The organism is Pedobacter sp. Leaf250 (assembly GCF_920984735.1).
In the GTDB taxonomy this organism is placed as follows: Bacteria; Bacteroidota; Bacteroidia; order Sphingobacteriales; family Sphingobacteriaceae; genus Pedobacter.
Genome location: NZ_CAKLBU010000025.1, coordinates 39,119 through 62,098 on the forward strand (window position 1 = coordinate 39,119; position 22,980 = coordinate 62,098).

22 protein-coding genes and 1 riboswitch are annotated in these 22,980 nt (G+C 36.1%); of the genes, 12 read left to right on the top strand and 10 right to left on the bottom strand.

Annotated elements, in window-relative coordinates:
* Nucleotides 1-246 precede the first annotated feature (246 nt).
* From LUA91_RS18260 to gpmA, 5 genes are all read left to right on the top strand, one after another.
* Nucleotides 247-1,416, top strand: coding sequence for an MFS transporter (locus LUA91_RS18260; protein ID WP_231427547.1), 1,170 nt, complete (start codon nucleotides 247-249; stop codon nucleotides 1,414-1,416).
* A 7-nt stretch (nucleotides 1,417-1,423) separates the two neighbouring features.
* On the top strand, nucleotides 1,424-2,005 hold the full coding sequence (locus LUA91_RS18265) for a hypothetical protein (RefSeq protein ID WP_231427548.1): 582 nt from the start codon (nucleotides 1,424-1,426) through the stop codon (nucleotides 2,003-2,005).
* 2 nt (nucleotides 2,006-2,007) lie between these two features.
* Nucleotides 2,008-2,427, top strand: coding sequence for a GNAT family N-acetyltransferase (locus tag LUA91_RS18270; protein WP_231427549.1), 420 nt, complete (start codon nucleotides 2,008-2,010; stop codon nucleotides 2,425-2,427).
* A gap of 197 nt (nucleotides 2,428-2,624) precedes the next feature.
* Nucleotides 2,625-3,761, top strand: a complete 1,137-nt coding sequence (locus LUA91_RS18275) for a M42 family metallopeptidase (RefSeq protein WP_231427550.1) — start codon at nucleotides 2,625-2,627, stop codon at nucleotides 3,759-3,761.
* Between the two features lie 146 nt (nucleotides 3,762-3,907).
* Nucleotides 3,908-4,597, top strand: a complete 690-nt coding sequence (gene gpmA / locus LUA91_RS18280) for a 2,3-diphosphoglycerate-dependent phosphoglycerate mutase (RefSeq protein ID WP_231427551.1) — start codon at nucleotides 3,908-3,910, stop codon at nucleotides 4,595-4,597.
* Between the two features lie 10 nt (nucleotides 4,598-4,607).
* On the opposite strand, the gene LUA91_RS18285 is transcribed toward gpmA, so the two are convergent.
* The 7 genes from LUA91_RS18285 to xth all read right to left on the bottom strand — a co-directional run bounded on the left by LUA91_RS18285 (nucleotide 4,608) and on the right by xth (nucleotide 11,753).
* Nucleotides 4,608-4,769, bottom strand: coding sequence for a hypothetical protein (locus LUA91_RS18285; protein ID WP_231427552.1), 162 nt, complete (start codon nucleotides 4,767-4,769; stop codon nucleotides 4,608-4,610).
* 154 nt (nucleotides 4,770-4,923) lie between these two features.
* The gene (locus LUA91_RS18290; RefSeq protein ID WP_231427553.1) at nucleotides 4,924-5,508 is read right to left on the bottom strand and encodes a molybdenum cofactor guanylyltransferase; all 585 of its coding nucleotides are present in this window, start codon (nucleotides 5,506-5,508) and stop codon (nucleotides 4,924-4,926) included.
* Between the two features lie 5 nt (nucleotides 5,509-5,513).
* A complete protein-coding gene (locus LUA91_RS18295; RefSeq protein WP_231427554.1) occupies nucleotides 5,514-6,158 on the bottom strand; it encodes a Crp/Fnr family transcriptional regulator in 645 nt (214 codons plus the stop codon).
* A 166-nt stretch (nucleotides 6,159-6,324) separates the two neighbouring features.
* On the bottom strand, nucleotides 6,325-7,449 hold the full coding sequence (locus tag LUA91_RS18300) for a PKD domain-containing protein (protein WP_231427555.1): 1,125 nt from the start codon (nucleotides 7,447-7,449) through the stop codon (nucleotides 6,325-6,327).
* Nucleotides 7,450-7,469: 20 nt separating this feature from the next.
* Nucleotides 7,470-8,579 carry a YncE family protein gene (locus LUA91_RS18305; protein WP_231427556.1) on the bottom strand — a complete coding sequence of 370 codons (1,110 nt, stop codon included), beginning with the start codon at nucleotides 8,577-8,579 and terminating at the stop codon, nucleotides 7,470-7,472.
* A gap of 8 nt (nucleotides 8,580-8,587) precedes the next feature.
* Nucleotides 8,588-10,621, bottom strand: coding sequence for a TonB-dependent siderophore receptor (locus tag LUA91_RS18310; protein WP_231427557.1), 2,034 nt, complete (start codon nucleotides 10,619-10,621; stop codon nucleotides 8,588-8,590).
* Nucleotides 10,622-10,718: 97 nt separating this feature from the next.
* Nucleotides 10,719-10,914, bottom strand: a riboswitch (cobalamin riboswitch).
* A 56-nt stretch (nucleotides 10,915-10,970) separates the two neighbouring features.
* On the bottom strand, nucleotides 10,971-11,753 hold the full coding sequence (gene xth / locus LUA91_RS18315) for an exodeoxyribonuclease III (RefSeq protein ID WP_231427568.1): 783 nt from the start codon (nucleotides 11,751-11,753) through the stop codon (nucleotides 10,971-10,973).
* Nucleotides 11,754-11,944: 191 nt separating this feature from the next.
* Here xth and LUA91_RS18320 point away from each other — a divergent pair, with 191 nt between their 5' ends.
* The 4 genes from LUA91_RS18320 (at nucleotide 11,945) to LUA91_RS18335 (ending at nucleotide 14,203) form a co-directional block, all read left to right on the top strand.
* Complete coding sequence (locus LUA91_RS18320; protein ID WP_231427558.1) at nucleotides 11,945-12,388, top strand: RNA polymerase sigma factor; 444 nt, start codon at nucleotides 11,945-11,947, stop codon at nucleotides 12,386-12,388.
* Nucleotides 12,378-12,881 (top strand): hypothetical protein, encoded by a 504-nt coding sequence (locus LUA91_RS18325; RefSeq protein ID WP_231427559.1) that lies wholly within the window; start codon nucleotides 12,378-12,380, stop codon nucleotides 12,879-12,881. Before LUA91_RS18320 ends, LUA91_RS18325 begins: the two co-directional genes overlap by 11 nt.
* Before the next feature lie 73 nt (nucleotides 12,882-12,954).
* Nucleotides 12,955-13,536, top strand: coding sequence for a DUF1543 domain-containing protein (locus LUA91_RS18330; RefSeq protein WP_231427560.1), 582 nt, complete (start codon nucleotides 12,955-12,957; stop codon nucleotides 13,534-13,536).
* A 79-nt stretch (nucleotides 13,537-13,615) separates the two neighbouring features.
* Entirely contained in the window at nucleotides 13,616-14,203 is a 588-nt protein-coding gene (locus tag LUA91_RS18335) for a DUF4142 domain-containing protein (RefSeq protein ID WP_231427561.1), read from the top strand.
* A 48-nt stretch (nucleotides 14,204-14,251) separates the two neighbouring features.
* Here LUA91_RS18335 and LUA91_RS18340 read toward each other — a convergent pair whose 3' ends face one another.
* Nucleotides 14,252-15,970 (bottom strand): FAD/NAD(P)-binding protein, encoded by a 1,719-nt coding sequence (locus LUA91_RS18340; protein ID WP_231427562.1) that lies wholly within the window; start codon nucleotides 15,968-15,970, stop codon nucleotides 14,252-14,254.
* 118 nt (nucleotides 15,971-16,088) lie between these two features.
* The gene (locus LUA91_RS18345; protein WP_231427563.1) at nucleotides 16,089-16,493 is read right to left on the bottom strand and encodes a LytTR family DNA-binding domain-containing protein; all 405 of its coding nucleotides are present in this window, start codon (nucleotides 16,491-16,493) and stop codon (nucleotides 16,089-16,091) included.
* A gap of 145 nt (nucleotides 16,494-16,638) precedes the next feature.
* Between LUA91_RS18345 and LUA91_RS18350 the strand changes: the two genes are divergently transcribed.
* On the top strand, nucleotides 16,639-17,052 hold the full coding sequence (locus LUA91_RS18350) for a DUF1810 domain-containing protein (protein WP_231427564.1): 414 nt from the start codon (nucleotides 16,639-16,641) through the stop codon (nucleotides 17,050-17,052).
* 124 nt (nucleotides 17,053-17,176) lie between these two features.
* On the opposite strand, the gene LUA91_RS18355 is transcribed toward LUA91_RS18350, so the two are convergent.
* Complete coding sequence (locus LUA91_RS18355; protein ID WP_231427565.1) at nucleotides 17,177-19,309, bottom strand: PAS domain S-box protein; 2,133 nt, start codon at nucleotides 19,307-19,309, stop codon at nucleotides 17,177-17,179.
* A gap of 567 nt (nucleotides 19,310-19,876) precedes the next feature.
* On the opposite strand from LUA91_RS18355, the gene LUA91_RS18360 reads away from it, so the two are divergent.
* Nucleotides 19,877-20,296 (top strand): DUF1801 domain-containing protein, encoded by a 420-nt coding sequence (locus LUA91_RS18360; protein WP_231427566.1) that lies wholly within the window; start codon nucleotides 19,877-19,879, stop codon nucleotides 20,294-20,296.
* A gap of 95 nt (nucleotides 20,297-20,391) precedes the next feature.
* Nucleotides 20,392-22,809 carry a S9 family peptidase gene (locus LUA91_RS18365; RefSeq protein WP_231427567.1) on the top strand — a complete coding sequence of 806 codons (2,418 nt, stop codon included), beginning with the start codon at nucleotides 20,392-20,394 and terminating at the stop codon, nucleotides 22,807-22,809.
* Nucleotides 22,810-22,980: the final 171 nt, after the last annotated feature.

Below are 22,980 nucleotides of genomic sequence, written 5' to 3' on the forward strand. Positions count from 1 at the left end.
ATGGATGATAGAAATTTCGAAAGCTCACACCTAATCCAATTATCCATCTTACATATTTACATCTTACATACAATGGGAGGGGGATGAGGTAAGAGGGAAAATGAATGATAGAAATTTCGAAAGCTCACGCCTAATCTCCATTATCCATCTTACATATTTACATCTTAAATACATTTGTAAAGGTGGTATTTGTAGAGCCATATCTCCATCATCCCTCTTACATATTTACATCTTACATATCATCTCATGTTAAAAAGAATAGACATCCTCCTCATGGCCTTTTGCACAGGTCTTATTGTTGCCAATATTTACTATTGCCAGCCATTGGTTATATTAATAGCGAAGGAATTTAACTTAACCGAAACTTACGCAGGACGAATTACTTACATTACCCAGATAGGTTATGCGCTTGGCTTGTTTTCGCTTGTGCCTTTGGGCGATATGTTTGAGCGTAAAAAACAGATTTTGATAATTACCGGATTGGCAATTTTAGCCCTGCTAACCGCGGCGGTTTCTCATTCATTTTTCTTATTGGAAATAGCTTCATTACTCATTGGAATTTGTTCCATCGTTCCCCAATTAATACTTCCCTTAGCAGCTAATTTGAGTACCGATGAAAATCGGGGCGCCAACATCGGTATGATTATGAGTGGTTTGTTAGTGGGTATTTTAGCCTCGAGGGCAGTAAGTGGTAGCATCGGTTTTTGGCTGGGCTGGAGAGCAGTATATTATATAGCCGCAGGCATTTGTTTGCTGCTTATTGCCTTAATGGCAAAACGTTTTCCGCAAAGTTTCCCAGCATTTAAGGGAAGTTATAAACAGTTAATGGGCTCCATGTTTGGCTACATCAAAACACAGCCTGCATTAAGAGAAACTTCAATCATTAATTTTTTGGCTTTCGCTATTATCAGTGCTTTTTGGACTACCATGGTGCTGTTTTTAGCCAACCCTCCTTTTAATTTTCAAACCTTACAGATCGGTTTATTTGGAATTGCCGGTGCTGCTGGTGCTTTAGCAGCTCCGCTTGTAGGAAAGTTAAGCGATGGCAACAATCCCCGCAAAAATTTGATGATTGGTTTTATCCTGCAGCTTATTAGTGTAGCATTATTTTATTTCACAGGAAACCATTTATATCTCTTTGTAATCGGAATTGTACTTATTGATATTGGTCAACAGGCCATACATGTAACCAATCAAACCCGGATTTATACTTTAATTCCAGAAGCGAGAAATCGCTTAAATACGATTTTTATGTCAGTTAGCTTCATTGGTGCCAGTTGTGGCTCAGCATTGGGTTTGTGGCTATGGGGGCACGGCGGCTGGGAAATGTTTTGCTACGGCATGACGGCGATTATTATCATTAACATTTTAATTTATTTATTTTACGGAAACAAAAAATCTTCAGTTCACCTTTAAATTATTTATGAAATCTAAATTCGCTACACCGCTCATCTTATTTATGTTAATCGGTATTTCATGCTGCACAAAAGCTCAGGAAATGCCTAATCAAACTTTCACTGTTCAATCATTAAATAAGTTTAAACTGTATTTTTTAGGGGTAGGAATTGAACGTGAACAGAAAATATCAAAGCAATCTAGCTTATATTTTAGTGCTGCAATAGAAGCAGTTGCACCATTCTATCCTGAGCAACCAAGAAATTCAAGTGATGTCATTGGAATAGATTATTCTATTAATTTTGCTCCAATACTCGGTTTAGGTTTCAGAAACTATTTTAATTTATCAGAAAAGGAAAATATAAAAAAAACCACGAAAAACAATCGTGCAAGCTATTTCGGCGTAGAATATAATTTAATTGCACCCATTCTGATAAACGAGCGTTATACAACAAATTACATACATTCTATTTCTCCTGTTTGGGGTTTTCAAAAGAACACATTAAAAAACAAAAACATTGAATTGGCGCTCGGGCCATCTTTTCAAACAGACTTCTATCGCAGCCGATTTTCTATATTAGGCAGAATTGGCTTCAGCTATTTACTATAATTATGTTATTAGTACAAATTGAACAAATATTCCCTTCACTCACCTGGCGCATTCGCCATGAAGTGATGTATCCTGAAATGCCATTTGATAGTGTCAAATTGCCTGATGATTTTGATGGTTTACATTTTGGGCTCTATGCCGACCATAAATTAACCGGTGTGGTTTCTCTGTTTCATGAAGGCGATGTTTATCAATTTAGGAAACTTGCCGTTTTAAATGAAGCACAAAAATCGGGTTATGGTTCTCAATTGATGAATTATATCTTAGATTTTTGTAAAATTCAGAAGGCAACCAAGCTCTGGTGTAATGCAAGGGTAAATGCTAAAGAATTTTATTATAAATTTGGGTTTCACGAAACTGAAAAAACCTTTTTTAAAGATGGATATGATTTTGTGGTAATGGAAAGGGATTTACAATTTTAGATTGACGAATTACGATTGATGGGCAACTCGCATACCTAAATTGTAATAAATGTTGTTGATGACTGGTTTGCTACATGCAAATCTAAAATCGTACATCTAAAATCTTAAATAAAAATATGGTTGAATGAAACAAGATAAACGAAAGGGTCTGCCACATGCAAATTTAAAATCGTATATCTAAAATCTTAAATAAAAATATGGCTAAGAAAAAAGAAGACGCTAGCCTGCCTAAAGCGCAGGAAAAGAAAAAACACGTAACAGTTGTAACTAAAAAATCGCTACAGTTTTTAGAGGAATATATCAATAACCCTGCTCCTACAGGTTACGAATGGGAAGGTCAGAAGTTATGGTTAAATTATTTAAAGCCATATATCGATGAACATTTTGTAGATAATTATGGTACCGCTGTTGGTGTAATTAACCCAAAAGCACCATATAAAGTTGTAATTGAAGCACATGCTGATGAAATTTCTTGGTACGTAAATTACATCACCAGCGATGGCTTAATTTATGTTATTCGCAATGGTGGATCCGATCATCAAATTGCACCATCAAAACGTGTAAATATCCATACCGAAAAAGGATTGGTAAAAGCTGTTTTCGGCTGGCCAGCTATCCACACTCGTCACGGAGAGAAAGAGCAGGCACCAGAATTGAAAAATATTTTCCTCGATTGTGGTTGTACTTCAAAAGAAGAGGTTGAAAAATTGGGCATCCATGTGGGTTGCGTAATCACTTATGAAGATGAATTTATGGTATTGAACGATCGTTATTATGTTGGTCGTGCCCTGGATAACCGTGTGGGTGGTTTTATGATTGCTGAAGTTGCCCGTTTATTGAAAGAAAATAAGAAAAAACTTCCATTTGGTTTATACATTGTAAACTCTGTACAGGAAGAAATTGGCTTACGTGGTGCTGAAATGATTGCCCAACGCATTAAACCTAATGTGGCAATTGTTACAGATGTAACACATGATACCACCACGCCAATGATCAATAAAAATACCCAAGGCGATTTATCTGCAGGAAAAGGACCAGTGGTTTCTTATGCTCCGGCAGTTCAAACCAATTTGAATAAGTTGTTGATTAAAACGGCAGAGAAAAACGAAATTCCATTTCAACGCCAGGCATCATCTCGCTCAACGGGAACTGATACTGATGCTTTTGCATACTCAAACGGTGGTGTTCCTTCGGCATTAATTTCGTTGCCACTACGTTACATGCATACTACCGTAGAAATGGTACACCAAGAAGATGTGGATAATGTAATCAGCTTGATTTATGAAAGCTTATTAAACATTAAAGACGGGCAAGATTTCAGAGAATTTAAATAGAATCTCTGTCTTCATTGCGAAGAGCACAACGACGTGGCCATCTCTTTTTTACAGGATAAGGTTTAAGGATAATTTCTTAGACCTTATTTTGTGATTTGCCAAAAATTGATAATGTTGACATCAATTATTCTAAAATACATCCATACATGAAAAAACTCGTTTTAATCCGCCACGGCGAAAGTGTTTGGAATCTGGAAAATAGATTTACCGGATGGACAGATGTAGATTTATCTGAAAACGGTTACCTAGAAGCTAAAAAAGCTGGTGAAATCTTAAAAAAACACGATTACAATTTTGATATCGCCTTTACCTCGCTTTTAAAAAGAGCAATTAAAACACTTCATATTATTTTAGAAGATCTTGATCATTTATGGATTCCAGAATATAAAAGCTGGCATTTGAATGAACGCTTTTATGGAAGTTTACAGGGATTGAATAAGGAAGAAACAGCAAAAGAATACGGATTTGAGCAGGTTCAAAAGTGGAGGAGAGATCCAGATGAAGAACCACCTGCTATTACCCTAAATGATGATCGTTATCCTGGAAAAGATTTAAGGTATCAATCATTAACTCCTGAAGAGCTGCCCTTAACCGAAAACCTAAGTGACACCATTAGCAGGGTGCTCCCCTATTGGAATGAAGCTGTTGTGCCAGCAATAAGCAGAAATGAAAAAGTAATTATTTCAGCGCATGGAAATAGTTTAAGGGCCTTAATCAAATATATTGATAACCTCACAAATGAAGAGGTTACCGCATTGGAAATTCCTACAGGAGTTCCGTTAGTTTATGAACTTGATGATAATCTTCAGAAGATTAGACACTATTATCTGAAATAATTATGGATGACTAAACGGCTACCGCCTGCTTAAAATATTGTTGTGCTGAAACTATTTCCCTTGCCTTTACCACATCGCCGATAACAATTATGGCAGGATAAGCCAATCCTTCCCTTAAAGCCATCTCCTGAATATCCTTAATTTCACATGTACCTTGTTTTTGATGTGGCAAAGTTGCATGTTGAATAATTGCAGCAGGTGTAGATCCCAGGCCAGCTAATTTATAAGCAAAATACCATTTGTAAACCTGCCGGAAGATTATTGTTGTATGATTTGTGAGGGAGAAAAAAGTAATTTCTCAAAAATTAACCACTGCTTTACAAATATTATAAGCCACTAACTTCTGCGTGTGAATTGAAGTTATCAAAACAACGATAATCTTCTTGCTCAATTTCTATGGCTAAAACCTCTAGTTTTGATAGCACAAATTTCATACTGTGTTTGTGTAATTCGCCTCGCTGCAACCACAGCATTATTTTCGTTAAAGCCGCAGCTGTATAGATGCCACATAAGGGTTCTGGCTGATCTTTTTTCTTAAAAATAATCGCTTCAGAAGATTTATGAGTTGTGCTAACCTCGATCACTTTCTTTAAAACACGAATTTCCATTAATAATAAATCACAGGCAAGAAGAAACAAATCAGCTTTTGGGTTTTCGAGATGTGCAGATAAAACGCCAAGCAAGGGTCCTTTTATGTCAAGAGATGGATGATCAATAATCAAATGGGCTTCATCAAAATAGTTGATATATTTTTCCTTTTGGTGGGGATTAATGGAAAATTTCACTTCTCGCCCTAATTCCTTTAGTTTATCACTTGCTATTTCTGCCCAAGGTTTTCCATGATGATTTAACAAACCTTTATCGGTGCCCATGCGAATACTTTGACCACCACATAACACGATTCCCAGCATCACAATTATTTATTACTTAAATCTACCAATCCAGTTTCATCCAAAATTCCGATCATTTTATCTTTTAAGTGGATAAGTTTTTCGGCCAAAAGTTCATTCATGGTTCTAAAAACAGTTTCATAGGTAGCGCCCGTGTAAGCCGCAAGATCCTGACGACTCAACGCGAGATTTAAAAAACCTTCTTCATTTAAGCCGAATTGATCTCGAAGATTTAAAATTGTAACGGCTAACCTGCTTTTTACCGACATTAAAGCCAGCTCACGCATTTTTTTCTCCGAAGATTGAAGTTCATCTGCGTAAAACATCAATAAACTGTAAGCAAAATCGTGGTTAACTTTTAATGTGGTTTTAAAAAATTCGATATCTACATAACAAAGCGATGTAGTTTCTAAAGCCGTAGCCGAAATTGGATAAACCGAATTTACCGAACTTATACCACGATGTCCCAAAATCGCTCCTTCATTTGCAAAACGCAAAATCAATTCTTTATCGCCCCAGTGTTTATGAACTTTTACATTTCCGGAAGTAACAAAATAAACTCCTGTAACAGGATCGCCTTCATTTATGATAACCTCGCCTCTTTTTGCAATAAAATTTCGTTTATGGCTATTTATTGCGGCATGCCATTCGGGCAAGGTATGCCGACACATGAAACAAGTTTGAAGATCGCAGCTGCTATTTTTTTTCATCATGATGGATCTTGTAAAAATAGCAAATGATTGCAGATTGAAAAGAACTACTTAGCTCACAAAAGCAAAAGCTCCTCAAATGTTTCCAAATGAAGAGCTTTGCCAATTGTGAGAAGCGTAAAAAAAATTATTTTATATTCAAATCTGTTGCCCCTTTAACATCGGTAGATATTTCGCCTAAAATACCAGCATTTACATTCTGTGCAGTGTAAACTTTTACAAAATCAATTGTATTTAAGCTTACCTTTTTCCCTGTTGAATCAACCGCCCATGAAATATCAAAACCATTGTAAAGGTTGGTTTTGTAATCATCTCCGGTTGAATAACTATCGGCATATCCCCAATCAAAAGCAGCATTGGTAACAATACCAGATGTGCTTAATGTTGATGGCAATAATGTTCCTTTAAAAGTTAATTTGTCCTGATTGGCAGTAAACAATGGGAAGAAATTTATTCGTTTTGCACTATTATTTACAAAACCGCTATTTCCTTGATTATCTGTCCATGCAACATTTGCCGCAGCTTTTGGATTGGTGTACGTGATCTCGTAATTTTTAATGGTAGTTGTTTTTGCATATTCACTACCGGCCAACTCAAACCATTCATCATCAGGTAAACCGTTGCCATTTTTATCTTGGCTAACCATCACAATTCCTGGTTCGGCAAAAGCATAAGGTGGCCCAAGCGGATTTCCATATATAGCTAAATCAGCACCAGTTTGATTTACAACAGAGTGGTCGAAACCGAAAACGATGTATCCACCGAAACCTCCCAAAGAAACCAGATTATTAATGCTTCCTACCAATTTCTGCGCTTGTTCTGGAGAACCCAAACTTGCATTATTAATGTGCTGCCCGGGCGCCGGAACATATTCAAAAACTTTGTAAATAAATTTGCTGCTGTTAGGCGTTGCAGCCACTACAGGTATTGGAACGGTAACAGTGTAGGTATGGTTAAAACTGCCTGCGCTGTTATAACCTTTATATTCGATTATGTATGTGCCTGCAGTTGTAGGAACAAAGCCAAAATTATAAGCTGTACTAACTACTTTCCCATCAAGTTTCCATTCGTGCTGAAAACCTCTTCCATCATTAGTAACTGCATAAAGTTCTGTTCTGGTATTTACTTTTCCGGTTATGGCATTTTCTGTAATGCCCATCTTGCCGTCAGGAGCATTTTCAGAATCCTTTTTGCAGCCAAATAATAGCGATGCAATTGTTAGTAATGCGACGAAGTAATTGTTAATTTTCATTATTTTATATTGATTGTTAATTATTTAGTGTAGAATACCAGGTGAGCAGGAATATCGCCTGTGGCAACAGAAAACTTCTTTTTGCCTGTTTTATCGAAAAGATATAAAGTTCCAGGTGTTACATAATCTTTTGCATCGGTGATGTAGATATCTGATGAAATGGGATCAACGGCAATACCATAAGGCATTACTATTTCTTTTTGTGTTCCATCAGTTATAAATCCGCCTGCGGCAATGCTTTCATCCTTCACATTGATTTTTGAATATGAAACCACTGTCGACATTGTGGTATTGCTCCAAGCTGTACTAATGATATAAGCAAAATCTTTATCGATTACTAAATTGCTGGCTTCGATATCGAACTTCTTTTTTACTGCTTCGGTTTTGGTATCAATTACGTAAAGGTTTGATTTTATATCTCCATAATTTCCGCGTGAGGTTACATACAAATCGCCATACTGATCGGCTTTTAAGCGGTGGAGGTTAATGGCAACATCAATACGTTTTGCTTCCTTATTGGTAGCTAAATCAATTACCGAAAGTGTACGTTCGTAATTGCTACTGGAATACCCTCCAGAATTGGCCACGTATAGCTTCTCGCCAACTACAGCCATTTCCTCTGGCTGTCTGCCTACTGTTATTTTTGCGTCTATTTTATAACTTGCTGTATCGATAACCGCCACATAACCATCGTAAGCCGTTACATATGCCTTGTTTTTATGAAAAGTAACGTATCTACAATTTGAAATATCTACCTGACTTAATTTTTTTGCAGTTTTAACATCAAGGATTTCCAATTTTCCTGATCCGTTTACGATTACGTAAAGTTTTGAGCCATAAATTTTAATATCATTGCCCACATCGCCTAAACCTAATGTTGCCCCAGGATTTGCTTGTCCGTAAATATTTCTTCGGTAAACACCTGTTGCATAATCATAGTAATCGATTGATGATTTGTTTGAACCCCAGTTGCCTTCGTTCAAAACGTAAAGGCCATTTACGGCAGTAATGCCTTGCCCGGGTAGCTGAATTTGTTCTTCAGGAGTAACGCCCTTATCTTTCCGGCAAGACCATAAAATTGTTGACAGACAAACTGCTGTGATTAGTTTAATGGATAGAGATTTTTTCATTTTATATGTTAATTAAATTTGGTAATTAATGTAATTCTGAAATTTCTTCCAGGCATGGGATAATTGAGTACCACATCATAATATTGGTTGAAAACGTTGTTCATTTCAGTGGCAATACTATAATTTATCTTAGCGACTGTAAAAGAATAGCGAAGTGCCAAATCATGTGTATACCAGGGTTCCACATAATTAACCGGGATATTTGCTTTCTGGCTGTAGCGCTCTCCGGTGTAGATATAACTGTAATTAAAGCCGAAATTTTTGTAATCAACTCCGAAAGTAATCGAACCGCTGTTTATTGGGATATAGGGAATTTGCTGACCAAAAACTTCACTTCTTGGTGTAACATCCAAAGCTCTTTCATAAGTATAATTAGCTTTTGCAATTACTTGAACCTGATCAATAACCCAATTGCTTTGAATATTGGTTTCTAATCCCTTAACTTCTACCTTACCTAAATTTACCATCGTCCAACGGAATAATGTTAGTGTAGGAATAGCGATAATTTTATCGCGAACAGCGCTGTAATAGGCATCTGCCTGGATGGAAATATTGGTTAGTCTCTTGCGTTCAAAAGATTTAGAATAAGTAAAACCAAAGTCGTATTGGGTAGTGTATTCGGGATTTAACTTGCTATTGCCTATAAACGTATAATACAAATCGTTAAAAGTTGGCATCCTGAAAATGGATTTGTAGAATGCCCTCAACCTCAAGTTATCCTTTGCGAAGGGCTGCCAGGAAGCCATTAATGTTGGCGTATATTCGGCTTTATCCCCGGCGGGCGAGTTATTTTTTACCCGATCAGCCACTAAAGTTGTCAAAATATTTCCCTGGATACTAAATCGTTGCCAGCTCAATTTTGTAGCAAAAGCAATTAAACCGGTTTGCCTTTCCGGATAGGCAAAATTTTCCAAATTCGCATCGAGCTTTTGAAAGGTATAATCGGTTGATAAAGAAAGATCCCAATATTTGGTTAAATGGTACTGACTGGCAAAGGATAAATAAAGTTCTTGATGGGCGTAGCGATTATCTAAAGCGCCTGAAAGCGAAACTCTTTCCGGATCGAGATATCTCGTAAAATCATAAGCATATTTAGCATTTACCAGAAACTGGAGCTTTTTATTGAAGTTGTTTTGATATGAAGATTGAACAAAAAAATTATCGTCCCACTGGCGTTGAGGAAATTCGAATCTGTTGGCAACGATAGCGCCAGGCACTCCCCTTTCGCTGTTGTAATTATATAACTTTAATTGCCAAATGCTGCTATCAGCAGTTGTACCGTATAAGCCTCCTTCAATACGTTTTGCAAAGATGTCGGCATTATGCCTTACAACAGTGGTATCATAAACACTATTGGTATAGCGGTATTTATATTTTCCGTTTGCGTTAATCAATTCAGCATTTAAGCTTACTGAAAGCTTATGATTTAAACGTTGGTTATAAGTAACTGATGGATCAATTAAACCAAAGGATCCTGTTTTTAAAGCGATTCTAAAATTTCTGTTTTGATTAGCTTCAAACGTTGGAACAATAGATTTTAAATATAAGGAGCTTGCCGATGCAAACGCTTTAGCAGGCATCAATAATTCACTTTTTTGACCACTATACAACGAAATTTCCTCAATGTTATCAAGTGAGAACTTGCCCAAATCTACCTGTCCGTTTTGTGCATTGCCCAATTGAACCCCATCGTAAAATACCGCGGTATGGTTAGTGCCCATACTGCGAACGTTAATGGTTTTTAAGCCGCCAATGCCACCATAATCTTTAAGCTGAACACCAGAAAAGTATCTTATTGCATCAGCGACTGATAATGAGTTTAGTTTTTTAAGTGCAGTTCCGTTTAATATTTGAAGTGGTGTAGGAGAAAGGTTTTGCAAAGAACTTCGCTTTTGCGTAATTTTTATTTCCTTTAAATTATTGGCTTTTAACGAATCGGTTTGTGCCAGGGCAAACTTAGGCACAAGAATGCTTGTCCATAATATGAACGATACGAAAAGATAATATTTTACGCCCTTGAAGGCATGTAAAAACCTAAACATTTTGTTGTGAGTTTAAATCCCCACAGCAAACAGAATTACAAGAAATGAAAATACGGAATACCGAAAGTACCTCATCTCTAGCTTCAATCCCCGAAAGCTATGAAATATTGCAAGAGGCAGGTCTTCTGACTTACTCCCGGGTTTCTTGCCTTCCCATTTTGCAATTGCAAAACAGTGGCTTTAAGAATAGAAATCCGTTTATGGAGCTTACAGCTGCGGGACAGTTTTGGATTTACACCAAATTCCCTTTTAATTCCGGGTGTTAACCGAAAACCAAAAGCATGGCAAAGGTAGCCAAATTTTAAAAAGATTTTTAAAAAATTAAGATTCGTAAATAATAATCAGAAATTTAAACTTCAGCATCACTGATTTCTATCCAAACAGGACAGTGATCACTTGTTTTTTCCCAGCCACGAACGTGCCTATCTACACCAGCATTTAAAAGTCTTCCTTCTAATTCCGGGCTCATCAAAAAATGATCAATTCTTAAGCCGGCATTTCTTCCATAAGCATTTCTGAAATAATCAAAAAAAGTATAAATCACATCGTTTGGGTATAATTTTCTAATCGCATCTGTCCAGCCTTGAGCAACCAAATCATGAAATGCTTTACGCACTTCTGGTCTAAAAAGTGCATCATCAACCCATCGTTCAGGCTTGTAAACATCCAATTCGGTTGGCATTACATTATAATCGCCAGCTAAAACAACAGGTAAATTATATTCTAGAAGTTTGGCTGCATGTTGTGTTAACCTTTTAATCCAGGCCAGCTTATATTCCAATTTTGGCCCAGGTGCAGGATTTCCATTGGGTAGATACAAACAACCTACCACAACACCATTTACCATGGCTTCAATATATCGGCTGTGCAAATCTTCAGGGTCGCCAGATAAACCACGTTTAAGTTCTTTTATTTCATGGCCACGAGAAAGAATAGCTACACCATTCCAGCTTTTTTGACCATGCCAAATGGCATTGTAACCTGCATCAAGAATAGCTTGTTCCGGAAACTTTTCATCAGGTGCTTTTAGTTCCTGCAAACAAACAACGTCGGGCTGGGTTTCTTCAAGCCATTTTAATAAAACTGGTAAGCGCCCATTTACGCCGTTTACATTGTAGGTTGCTATTCTCATCATTAGAAATATTGGAAAGCTAAATTAAGGAACATATAATTCTCTGCAAGTTAAAACCAGATTAAAATTTCGATGATTTGAACTCAAAAAAAAATAATCGGCTTAAAATTGTTTTATTTTTGCCGATGCGTAAAAGTATTTTAAATTTTTGCAGTTATCTTGCAATTATATTTAATCACTCCCGTTAATAAATGTCTGAAGTTGCTTTAAACATCTCGAAGGATAATCTGAAAGATATTCGTCAGTTATATGATAAATATGCTGGAATGCTGTTGGGTTTTATAAGAGGTTCTGTTCAAGATCAAAAAAGGTCGGAAGAATTTTTAATAAAAATTATATCTGAATTTGCGTTGGAAACCAATGGCAAAGCTGCCTCCTGGTTAGAGTTGAGGCAATTTGCCCGATATAAATTAATTGAATTCTACCCTATTGGTAATGCAGAAATAATTATTGGCAATTCTACAAATGATAATTTAAACCTATTAGATCGAGAAGAGCGGGATGTTTTCCAGGCAGTTTACTATCAGGGTAAATCAATCGCCCAACTTGCAGATTTGCTTAACAAGAATGAGAATACATTGCGTACCCAATTGAAATCATCAATAGATAAAATCAGGAAAGCTCGTGGAAATTAAACAATTGATAGATAGCGGCCTAATGGAAACCTATGTAATGGGCGTGGCAACTGATACTGAAATTCAACAGGTTTTGTGGGCAAAAAAACAGTTTCCAGAATTTGCCGATGCTTTAACAAAATTAGAAGTGGATATGGAAATTCTGGCGCAAAGTATGGCTGTTCCTCCCCCTTCAGGCATATTATCAAAAATTGAACAGGAGGTTAACGAGATTAAACTTCGTGAACAAAATTTGGAGCGCTTTACTGAAACAGAGAGTAGATACAAACAGGCAGAACAAGAAAAAGTTAAGCAAGACCGTTATATAGAAGTTGAATCAGAAACGAACCAAATGCGCATTAGTAAAGCATGGCGCTGGGTTTTTGCTGCTGTTTTTGTTTTAGGAAAGATATTTTTAGGTTTTGCCATTTACTTTTATCTCGAAAATAGGCAAGCGCAAGAACAGATTAAAGATTTGAAAATAGAGATTAACCAAATCAAATCCATTAAGTAGCTTCCGTTGATAAAATAACATTTATCAAAACGATAACAGTGTTTGCGGGTTATAGTATTTATAATTTAGCAATATGAACAACCAGTTATCAGAAAACGGAAATCCCAAATTATACATGTTACTTTTGGGCTCAAAAGCACCCAAGAGAAATGTTGAGCAGCACGATTACTTCTTCGGAATTGCAAATTCACTTAAAGAACTTGTGCCCGACATTAAAGCATTTTGGCCTGAAGCCGGCACCAGTATTCATATTGATGGGTGGCGTGAGGTGAATCAGGTAGATGGCTATCAAATCAACGTTAAACTTCGTAATGATGCGCACATTTCTTCTCCACATAAATTATTTTTCATTAACCTTGGCGGCTATCAATCGGGCAAATTAGAAGAACAGCATTACATTGTTTTAGGTGTAAAAGATGATCGTGCTTCGGCCATTCAAGATGCCAAAAAAACAGTTTTTTTTAAAACCAATTCTGTAAAAGGCGCAAATTCGCACATTGATGAAAAGTATGGAATCGATATTGATGATATTTATCGTGTTGAGGATATCTTAAGCCCACAGCACAAAGAAAAATATCATATTGAAATTACACCTGATTCTTCTCTTCCTGACGATGAAATTCATTTAGGTTATTTCAAATTGGACAAAATTTAATGTCTTTACTCCTTCATATTCTATCTGCTAAACCTTTCTGAATAAAACATGTTATTAGTTAACAACAAAAACCAATAATATGAAAAAGTTAATTTATTTAATGGCCGTTTCAGTTTCGGCCCTGGCATTTCAAGCATGTGGCGGTGGAGACAAAGACGCCAAAGAAACAGCTGATAGCCTAAACATGAGCAAAGACACCACCACAAATGCGGCTGCAACCGGTGGAATTGCCGTTGATAATGATGATGCTAAATTTGCAACAGAAGCTGCCGTTGGTGGTATGGCAGAGGTTGAATTGGGTAAACTTGCCTTACAAAAAAGCAGCAATGCTCAGGTAAAAGAATTTGCTACAATGATGGTTAACGATCATGGAATGGCCAATACTGAATTAATGGAAATTGCCGCAGCAAAAAACATTACTTTACCATCTACAGTTGATGAGGACCACAAAAGCAAAATGGACGATTTGAGCAAAAAATCAGGAGCTGATTTTGATAAAGCTTATGTTGATGCTATGATAGATGGGCATAAATCGACATTAAAATTAATGGAAGATGAATCGAAAACTGGAATGGATGCAGAATTAAAAGCATTTGCTACTAAGACTGCACCCGTGGTACAAACCCATTTAACGATGATAAATAAAATTAAAGATGGAATGAAATAAGTTTAATTATTTCAAAAAGAAAAACCGAGGCAAATCCCTCGGTTTTTTTTATGCATTTATTTTCATCATTACTTGTTCAGAAGCGGCTTCGCAGAAATCAATTCCTGAATAATCTGGATTGTAACCACCAATATAAGGCACTGCTAAAATAAAAATACGCTCATTTGCATCGCCATTTTTATCAACCACCTGGAAGTAATCGTTAATGGTAATTCCAGGAACACTTAAATCATAATTCCCTTCTGCAGTCTGTTTTACTAATTTGTTTTTCTTTTCAAATTCCAACTTCCCCTTTTCTGCATCCTTAAATTGCAAGGTTGCCGGGCTTATCGTTCCATCATTAATCAAGCCTTTAAAAGGAAAATCATCAAATGATAGATGAGGCTGGCCTACACAATCGACAAACATTTCGTAACTTTTGGATATTTCCTTCCCGTCTTCATCCTCATAATAGTATGTAGCTCCACCATCTGGATTAGGCTCTACACGGCTATCTTCTCCTACTGAAACAATATCCAAAACCCCGGCATCATGTAGCGCCATTAAATCTCGACAAGAACTTTGAGGCACAAATGCAATTACAATCGAAATTAGGGGCATCAACACTTTTTGTAGCCTGATCATATCCTCTGCCGGAAGATATTTAGCCGGATAATTCATAGCAAAACTTAATACCGCCAACACTTCTTTCCAATAAATTGATTCTCTCTTTTCTATCGATTTTTCGGCTTCTGCATATTCTTTTTTGAATAAATCAAAAGGCGGCAATTTTTCCCGATAATCCATCATTGCATTTACGAAAGTTTCGAGATCCATATCTTTTATCCGCTCGTAAAACTTGGGTTCCTTTTCTTTAAATTGTTCTTTAAAATTCTTTTCAAATACAAAATCCAAAGAAATAAAACCACCATTTTCTTTTACACACTTTTGAATTTCATTTTTGCTAAGTGTGGTTTCTTTTCCTAAATGACTATCTTCTAAATGAAATCTTATCGCGGGCAGTAAGCCATTACGAGAGTGCATTACGATTTTAAACTCACTGCTTTTAGGATCAAGCTTAAACAAATAAGTGCCATCTTCCTTTTGGGTAAAATTGCCATTATTACGGGCAAGTGTTCGAACAGCATCAACAGCGGTAAGCGAAGAGCCTTTAAGTGCTATAGGATGATTATATTGTTTTGCTAACTTTTTAGGTGGATATGGAGAATCGAAATAATTGGGAATTTTACCTTCGTATTTTTTTGGCCAGTTGTGCCCGGTGCAAATCATAATTTCGTTAAAAATCAATTCATCTTTCCCTTCAATCATTACCTTAACCGTTCCAGCTTTTTTATCATCAAAAACATCAGTTACATTGGTATTTAAATGCACTTTGGTTGTAATCGATTTCCTGGCAGCTTCTTTTATTAATAGATCAAATTGTGCCGAAAGGTACTCACCAAAAAATAAACGCGGTAAAACTTTATACTCATTAAATTTAACAGAATCGATGTCGAATTCTTTCAAAGTACTTTCTGGTGCAGTTTTAATCCAATCTTCAATAGAGTTAAAGATGACTGGAATTTCGTTATCAGATACATTGGTTATATGTTCTTTTTCTGCTCCTTCTGAACTATACGGCATACCTGAGCCTAAATGAGCTTTTCTTTCAAAAATCTCGATCTCCAGATTTTTCAAACCCGATTCGATAAGTCTTTTGTATATAAACATTCCACAAGGACCACCTCCAAGTATAGCAATTCTTTTTTTTGTAGTTTTTACACTCATTTAATCATGTAATATTTTAGGATATAAATACACAGTTATCTAACTATAATTTATAGAGAAACCTTTCTTACAATCATTAAAAATGAAAATTGTTTTATTGTAAACTATAAAAAATTGGCTAGCTTACGGTATAGCCTTTTTGCTTGTTTTCACGATGTAGCACTTCATTAATTGCAGTCTGGAGTTTTTGAAATACAACTGGCTTTACCAAAAATTTATCGCCATTAGCACCAAAGGCATCCAGGGCATATTGATCGTACGAGGTTACAAAGAATATAAACCGTACTTTATCGCGAAGCAATTTTGCAACATCCAATCCTGAAATATTCATTTTTATGTCTAAAAATAAAAAGTCGATATGATCATTTTCCGAAATATCGATAATGGCTTGTGCTGGATCGGTAAAGGTTTTTGAGATATGCAGATCTGGTATTTGATTAATAAAATTTTCGAGAACATCGATGCTTAGTTGATCATCATCAATGATTACACATTTAAATAAAGTATTGCTTGAGTAGTCCATTTAGAATTTTTACGGATTGGAAGCAAACCCTAAGCCAAATATTGAATTACAGGCTGTAGTTTTATGACTACGTAGATATCTTTCTGATGATAAAAAATGAAAACCATTACAAATAATTAAGGTTTTTATTTAATTTAAATTAGATATGGAGCCATTGGAAAGATTTATTGCCGCACAAGCGAAACAATATGAATCAGCACTTTCGGAAATAAAAAAAGGCAAAAAAATTACGCATTGGATGTGGTATATATTTCCACAGGTTAAAGGTTTAGGCTTTAGCGAAACCGCCAGATATTATGCACTACAAGATCTAAATGAGGCACGTGAATTTTTAGATCATCCTATTTTAGGGAAGCGGTTATTGGAAATTACAGCAGAATTGTTAAAACATAAAAACAAAAGTGCCAACGAAATTTTTGGTTATCCTGATGATTTAAAACTGCATTCATCAATGACAGTTTTTTCACTTATATCTCAAAGCAATCCGATATTTAAAAATGCGATATCTGCATTTTTTAAAGACTTTCCGGATGAGAAAACAATTGAAATTTGCAAATAATAAATTTGGGAGATTAAAACCAATGTGCTATTTTGCTGTTTCAATTATAATTCATTCATGTTTGAGCGCATGTTTGGGTTTAGATATGGGATAGGCTTAACGCCTATCCTTTTTTTATTTAATTCTAAGTCAGTGGCAAGCTAAAATAAAATACAGATCCTTTGCCTATTTCACTCTCTACCCAAATTTCACCATTGTGCCTTTCGATGATTTCGGCGCTTAAGTATAAACCAATACCGAAGCCTGAAATGGTGTGGTTGCTATGAACACGATAATATCTTTCGAACAGTTTTTTAGCATCATCATTATTAATTCCGATACCTTCATCTTTTACACTAACAATTACGTTGTCATCAGTAACTTCACAACTTACCTCGATATTGCTGCCATTTGATGAATATTTGTGTGCATTGCTTAATAAATTAGATATTACATTACCAATCTTATCCCGGTCGCCGCTTACAGTCACATCACAGGAAGTACCGAAGCTGATATGGTGTGTAGATGGCGAAATGAACGATTCGTCTATGGTTTCCTGTAACAATTCATCTAACCTGAAAGGTTTTTTATCAATCATTAATTTACCTGATTCCAACCTGGAAACATTAAGGAAACCATTAATCATTGCCGTCATTTTTCTTACCTGGATATAAGCTTTATCAAGAGCGCTGGCGGCATAATCATCATCAGCCATTTTTGCCCTTCTTTGCAAAACCTGAACAAATCCATTAATAGCGGTTAGTGGCGTTTTTAATTCGTGGCTCACCATTCCAATGAAATCATTTTTACGTAGCTCATCCAGTTTACGCTCTGTGATATCCATGAATATACCCGAGTATTCAGTAGGATTACCCAATTGATCCAAGAAAACTTTACCGGCTGCTTTTACCCATTTTTCTTCGCCAGTAATTAGATTATTTATTGGATACTCCATATCACTAGACAAATGGTTTTTCATTGCACTGTCTAAAGCATTAAGAAGCAAATCATGGTAATCAGAATTAACTGCCCTCATTACATCCTCTACATTTACTTCTCCATCCCTATCTAAACCCAACAGATCTTTTACAAATACAGACATGGTTATTTTCATGGTTTTTGGATTAACACTCCAAGTTCCCATTTTACCAGTTTCAATAGCTTGTAAGAGTTTTTCTTCGCTATCAGAAAGCTTTTTAATATATTCAATAAGTTCTTTATGGGCTTGAGCCAATTCCTCGTTGGCAGTAGCAAGTTCTTCATTAGTTGCGGCAAGCTCTTCATTTGCGGCAGCCATTTCCTCATTAAGCTCTTGTAATTCCTCCTGATGTTTTTTCCGATCAGTAATATCAATACAAGAGCTGATATAGCCCGCGAATGTACCATCGGCATGCAGTCGTGGAGGTCCACTGGCCAACAGCCAATGGTATTTACCACTCTTGCTTAAAATTCTAAATTCTCCTGCAAAAGCTGTTTGATTTTCCAATGCAGAAAGGTAAATACCAACGTAACGATCTCTATCTTCAGGATGAATTAAATCTGCCCATCCAAACTGAAGTAAATCTTCCATTGATCTACCTGTTAACTCTACCCAGGGTTTATTAAAATAAATGGCATTTCCAGTTTCATCTCCTACAGCCACAAAAATATCTGTGCCTTCGGCCATGGTTTTAAAACGCTCCTCGCTCTCGTACAGTTCTCGAACTCTTTTCTTAACTCTATTCTCTAATTCGTTATTTAAAACAGAAAGTTTTTCCTGGGCTTGTTGTAATTCTTCGTTAGTAGCTAAAAGCTCTTCATTGCTGGCAGCCAGTTCTTCATTAAGCTCTTGTTCTCTTTGTAAGGCAATTTCCTTTTCGGCAGCTCTTTCTATGGCTTCCTTTTTTAAAAAGCGATCGGTAACATCAATAGCAGTGTGTAAAATACAAATGGTTTTACCCGTTTCATCTTTTACAGCCCTATATTCGAAATCGAAGTAAAATGTTTTGAGCTGTCCATCTATCAATAAATCTGCCGCTGTATCCTTACCTGAAATAGTTAAGCCTTCTAGCCAAACTCTTCTAAACATCTCAATAAAAGGTTGGCCCCTTAATTCAGGCAGGGCCTTTTCCAAAGATTTACCAATAATACTTCTATCCTTTCCCCAAATTTTAAGCATGGCATCATTCGCTTCTTGAATAATGGCAGTTTCAGAAACGTGTATAGCAGTGGCAGTGTGTGTTAAATTAAAAACTTGCAACAACTGTTCGTTGCTTAAAAGGTAATTTTGATCACTCATTACTTGTTTTTGGGATGAAATTTTGAAGATAAATATTTTTCCATAAAAATAATACAAAGACCATTGCAACAAATAAAATAGTTGCCCTATACATCAAATAGCTCTTGTTTATTAAAATAATAGTACGGCAAACAAAATAACGATACTACATATTCTAATGTTTGATTGAACGATTTTAAGTTATCAACATTTTTATGAATTTGTGTAAAATTATTTTTGTTTGCAAAACTAACATTTCGCTAAATTGTTAAGCATAAAGAAAAGACAAAAAGTCCTGTGAGCGGGAGATCCGCGGAGGGCAGGCACACCATAAAAAGGCAACCCCTTTATAAATTTAGAAAGCCACTTATTTAACATAAGTGGCTATTCCTTTTTCTAAAATAACTGGGAAATTTGAGAATGTTGAATAACTTCTTCTGTGTGTAAGCCATTTCATATAAGGTCAAAATCACGGAAGTTATGTTATGTCAATTCATGCATACGTAAATGATTTTTTTAAGATTATTTGAAGCGATAAATTATTTTAAAAATTCTTTATTTAAGTTTATCTATAAATTTTATCAGGTAATGGCGCAAAATAAAACAACGGAAAACGATTCTAACGTTAATGACTTTTTGGATACTATTGAAAATGAAGTTAAAAAACGAGATAGTATCTCACTCTGTAATATTATGAGTAAAACAACAGGTTTTGAGGCTAAAATGTGGGGAACTGCAATTATTGGCTTTGGCAGCTACCATTATCAATACGAAAGTGGTAGAGAGGGAGATGCGCCGCTAGTTGGTTTTTCTCCCCGTAAAGATGCTGTATCATTATACTTTGCTACTGATTTTAAAGACAAAGAAGAACTCCTATTAAAATTTGGAAAACATAAAACCGGCAAAGCCTGTGTTTACGTAAAAAAATTAGATGATATTGATTTAGATATCCTAAAAGTAATCATAAAAAATTCAATAGAATCTATTCAAAACCAATATCCAAAATAGTGCAATAAAATAGCCTTGTAAATAAGAAGTTACGCATAGTAAAATTAAATTTTCCAATATTTGATCTTCCCATATTTCAATTAAAACAAAGGAAGATGATTAAAAAACTACGATTTTATTTTTTAATAGCAGGTGTATCTTTTTCTATCAATACAACGGCTCAAGACGCCATCAGCTATCAAACACCACCAAAAGAAATAGCCGATTTATTATTAGCGAAACCTACCCCTAGCGTAAGTATAGATGAAAAGGCTGAATGGATTTTATTCAGTGAAAGAAATTCCTATCCTTCAGTAGAAGAATTGGCTATGCCCGAATATCGCATTGCAGGATTAAGGTTAAACCCGAATAATTATTCGCCAAGCAGACAAAATTTTATCAACAATTTTAGTCTGAAAAATATTAAATCTAACCAAACTTTTCAGGTTGTCGGTTTGCCAAGTCCTTTATATGCTGGCAACATCAGTTGGAATCCATCAGAGAATAAAATTGCATTTACTAATACAACACAAAAGGGAGTCGATTTATATGTGATTGACATTGCGACTAAAAAAGCAACAAAAACAAATAAGGCATTTTTAAATGTTGTTTTAGGAAGTGGTTTAACCTGGTTAAATGATAATACAATTATTTATCGCACCGTTACAAAACCTGCCAGTGCGGCACCAACTAAACCTTTAATGCCTAAAGGACCAACCATTCAACAAAATTTAGGTAAAGCCGCTCCGAGTGCTACTTATCAGGATTTGATTAAATCGCCATTTGATGAGCAATTATTTGAGTTTTTTGCCACTTCTCAATTGGTTAAAAATACAGCCGGAGTAGAAACACCAATCGGCAAACCAGCCATCTATCAAAGAGTAAATATTTCTCCTGATAAAAATTTCATGATGGTAGAAACCATTCGAAAACCATTCTCTTACCTGGTTTCGGCTTTTGGTTTTCCATCAACCGTAGCCATTACAGATTTGGCAGGAAAACCCGTTAAGGTTATTGCTGAATTACCTTCATCAGAAGGAACTCCATCAGGATATGATAATACACAGAATGTAGCCCGGGGTTTTGATTGGAGGGATGATGAACCTGCAACCATTGTTTGGGCAAAACCACTTGATAGTGGCTTAATTAAAAAGAATGTTCCTTTTCACGATGCCGTTTATGCGCTAAGTGCCCCATTTACAGGATCGGAAAAGGAATTATTTAAAACGCAAACCCGCTACCGTGGCGTTCAATGGGGCGATGCCAATTTGGCCTTAATTATGGAAGGCTTAAGGAGCAAACAAACCTCCAAAGTGAGCAGATACAATCCTAGTACCGGCGCTGTTGAGGAATTGTATAGCCGAAACCAAACCGATGCTTATGGCAATCCGGGATCGCCTGTTACTGTTAAAAATAAATACGGCCGCCAGGTAATCAAAACTGTAGATAACGGAACAAAATTATTGATGAACAATCCAATTGGTTCATCTGAAAAAGGCGATTTACCGTTCCTTGCCAAATTTGATCTTTCTTCGAAAAAGAATGAAATTATATGGCGCAGTGCAGAAGGAACTTTCGAATATGTAAGTGATGTTATTAATCCTGATAAGTTGGTTTTACTTACCAGAAAAGAAAGCCAAAAGCTTGTACCTAACTATTTTATTAAAAACTTAATGCTTCGCATTGCCGATCAACCGATAACTGATTTTGCAAACCCTTACCCTTCATTGGATGGTATTACGAAAGAAAAAATATCTTACAAACGTGCTGATGGAGTAGATTTAACGGGCGATTTATATTTACCAAAAGGTTATAATAAGGATAAGGATGGTCCGCTCCCGACTTTAATCTGGGCTTATCCACGCGAGTTTAATTCTGCAGCTGATGCAGCACAAATTCGTGGTTCGAAAGATAAGTTTACTGCAATTAGCTGGGGTTCTCCAATTTATTGGGTAACCAGAGGATATGCCATTTTAGATAATGCTGAAATGCCAATTGTTGCCAAGGATGGTAAAAAACCTAATGATACCTTTATTGATCAGTTGAAGCTAAATGCAGAAGCAGCGATTAAAAAACTATCTGATTTAGGTGTTGGCGACAAGAAACGTATGGCAGTTGGCGGACATAGTTATGGTGCTTTTATGACGGCCAACTTACTGGCTCACACCGATCTTTTTGCAGCAGGAATTGCCAGAAGCGGTGCTTACAACCGAACTTTAACGCCATTTGGTTTCCAAAATGAGGAACGTACTTATTGGCAGGTACCACAGTTGTATTATGAAATGAGTCCTTTCAGTTACGCTGATAAAATCAAAACACCAATCTTATTAATCCACGGAGATTCGGATGATAACCCAGGAACCTTCCCGATTAATAGCGAACGCTTATTTAACGCTATTAAAGGCGCTGGTGGAACTACCCGTTTTGTATTTTTACCGTACGAAGCACACGGCTACCGTGGTAAAGAAAATATTCTTCACACCCTTTGGGAAGAAGATCAATGGCTGGAAAAATATGTTAAAAGCAAAAAATAATTTCTCTCTATCGTTATAATCTAAAAGCTCCGAACAAATCGGGGCTTTTATTTTTACTGAGAATTTTAAAAAGGTCATTATATTGTTGTTATGCAAAATATATTGACTGTTCGTGTGAGGCCATTCGAGGCTAGGTAAACTTTGAGTTATACCGTAAAAAAGGTTTAGCCC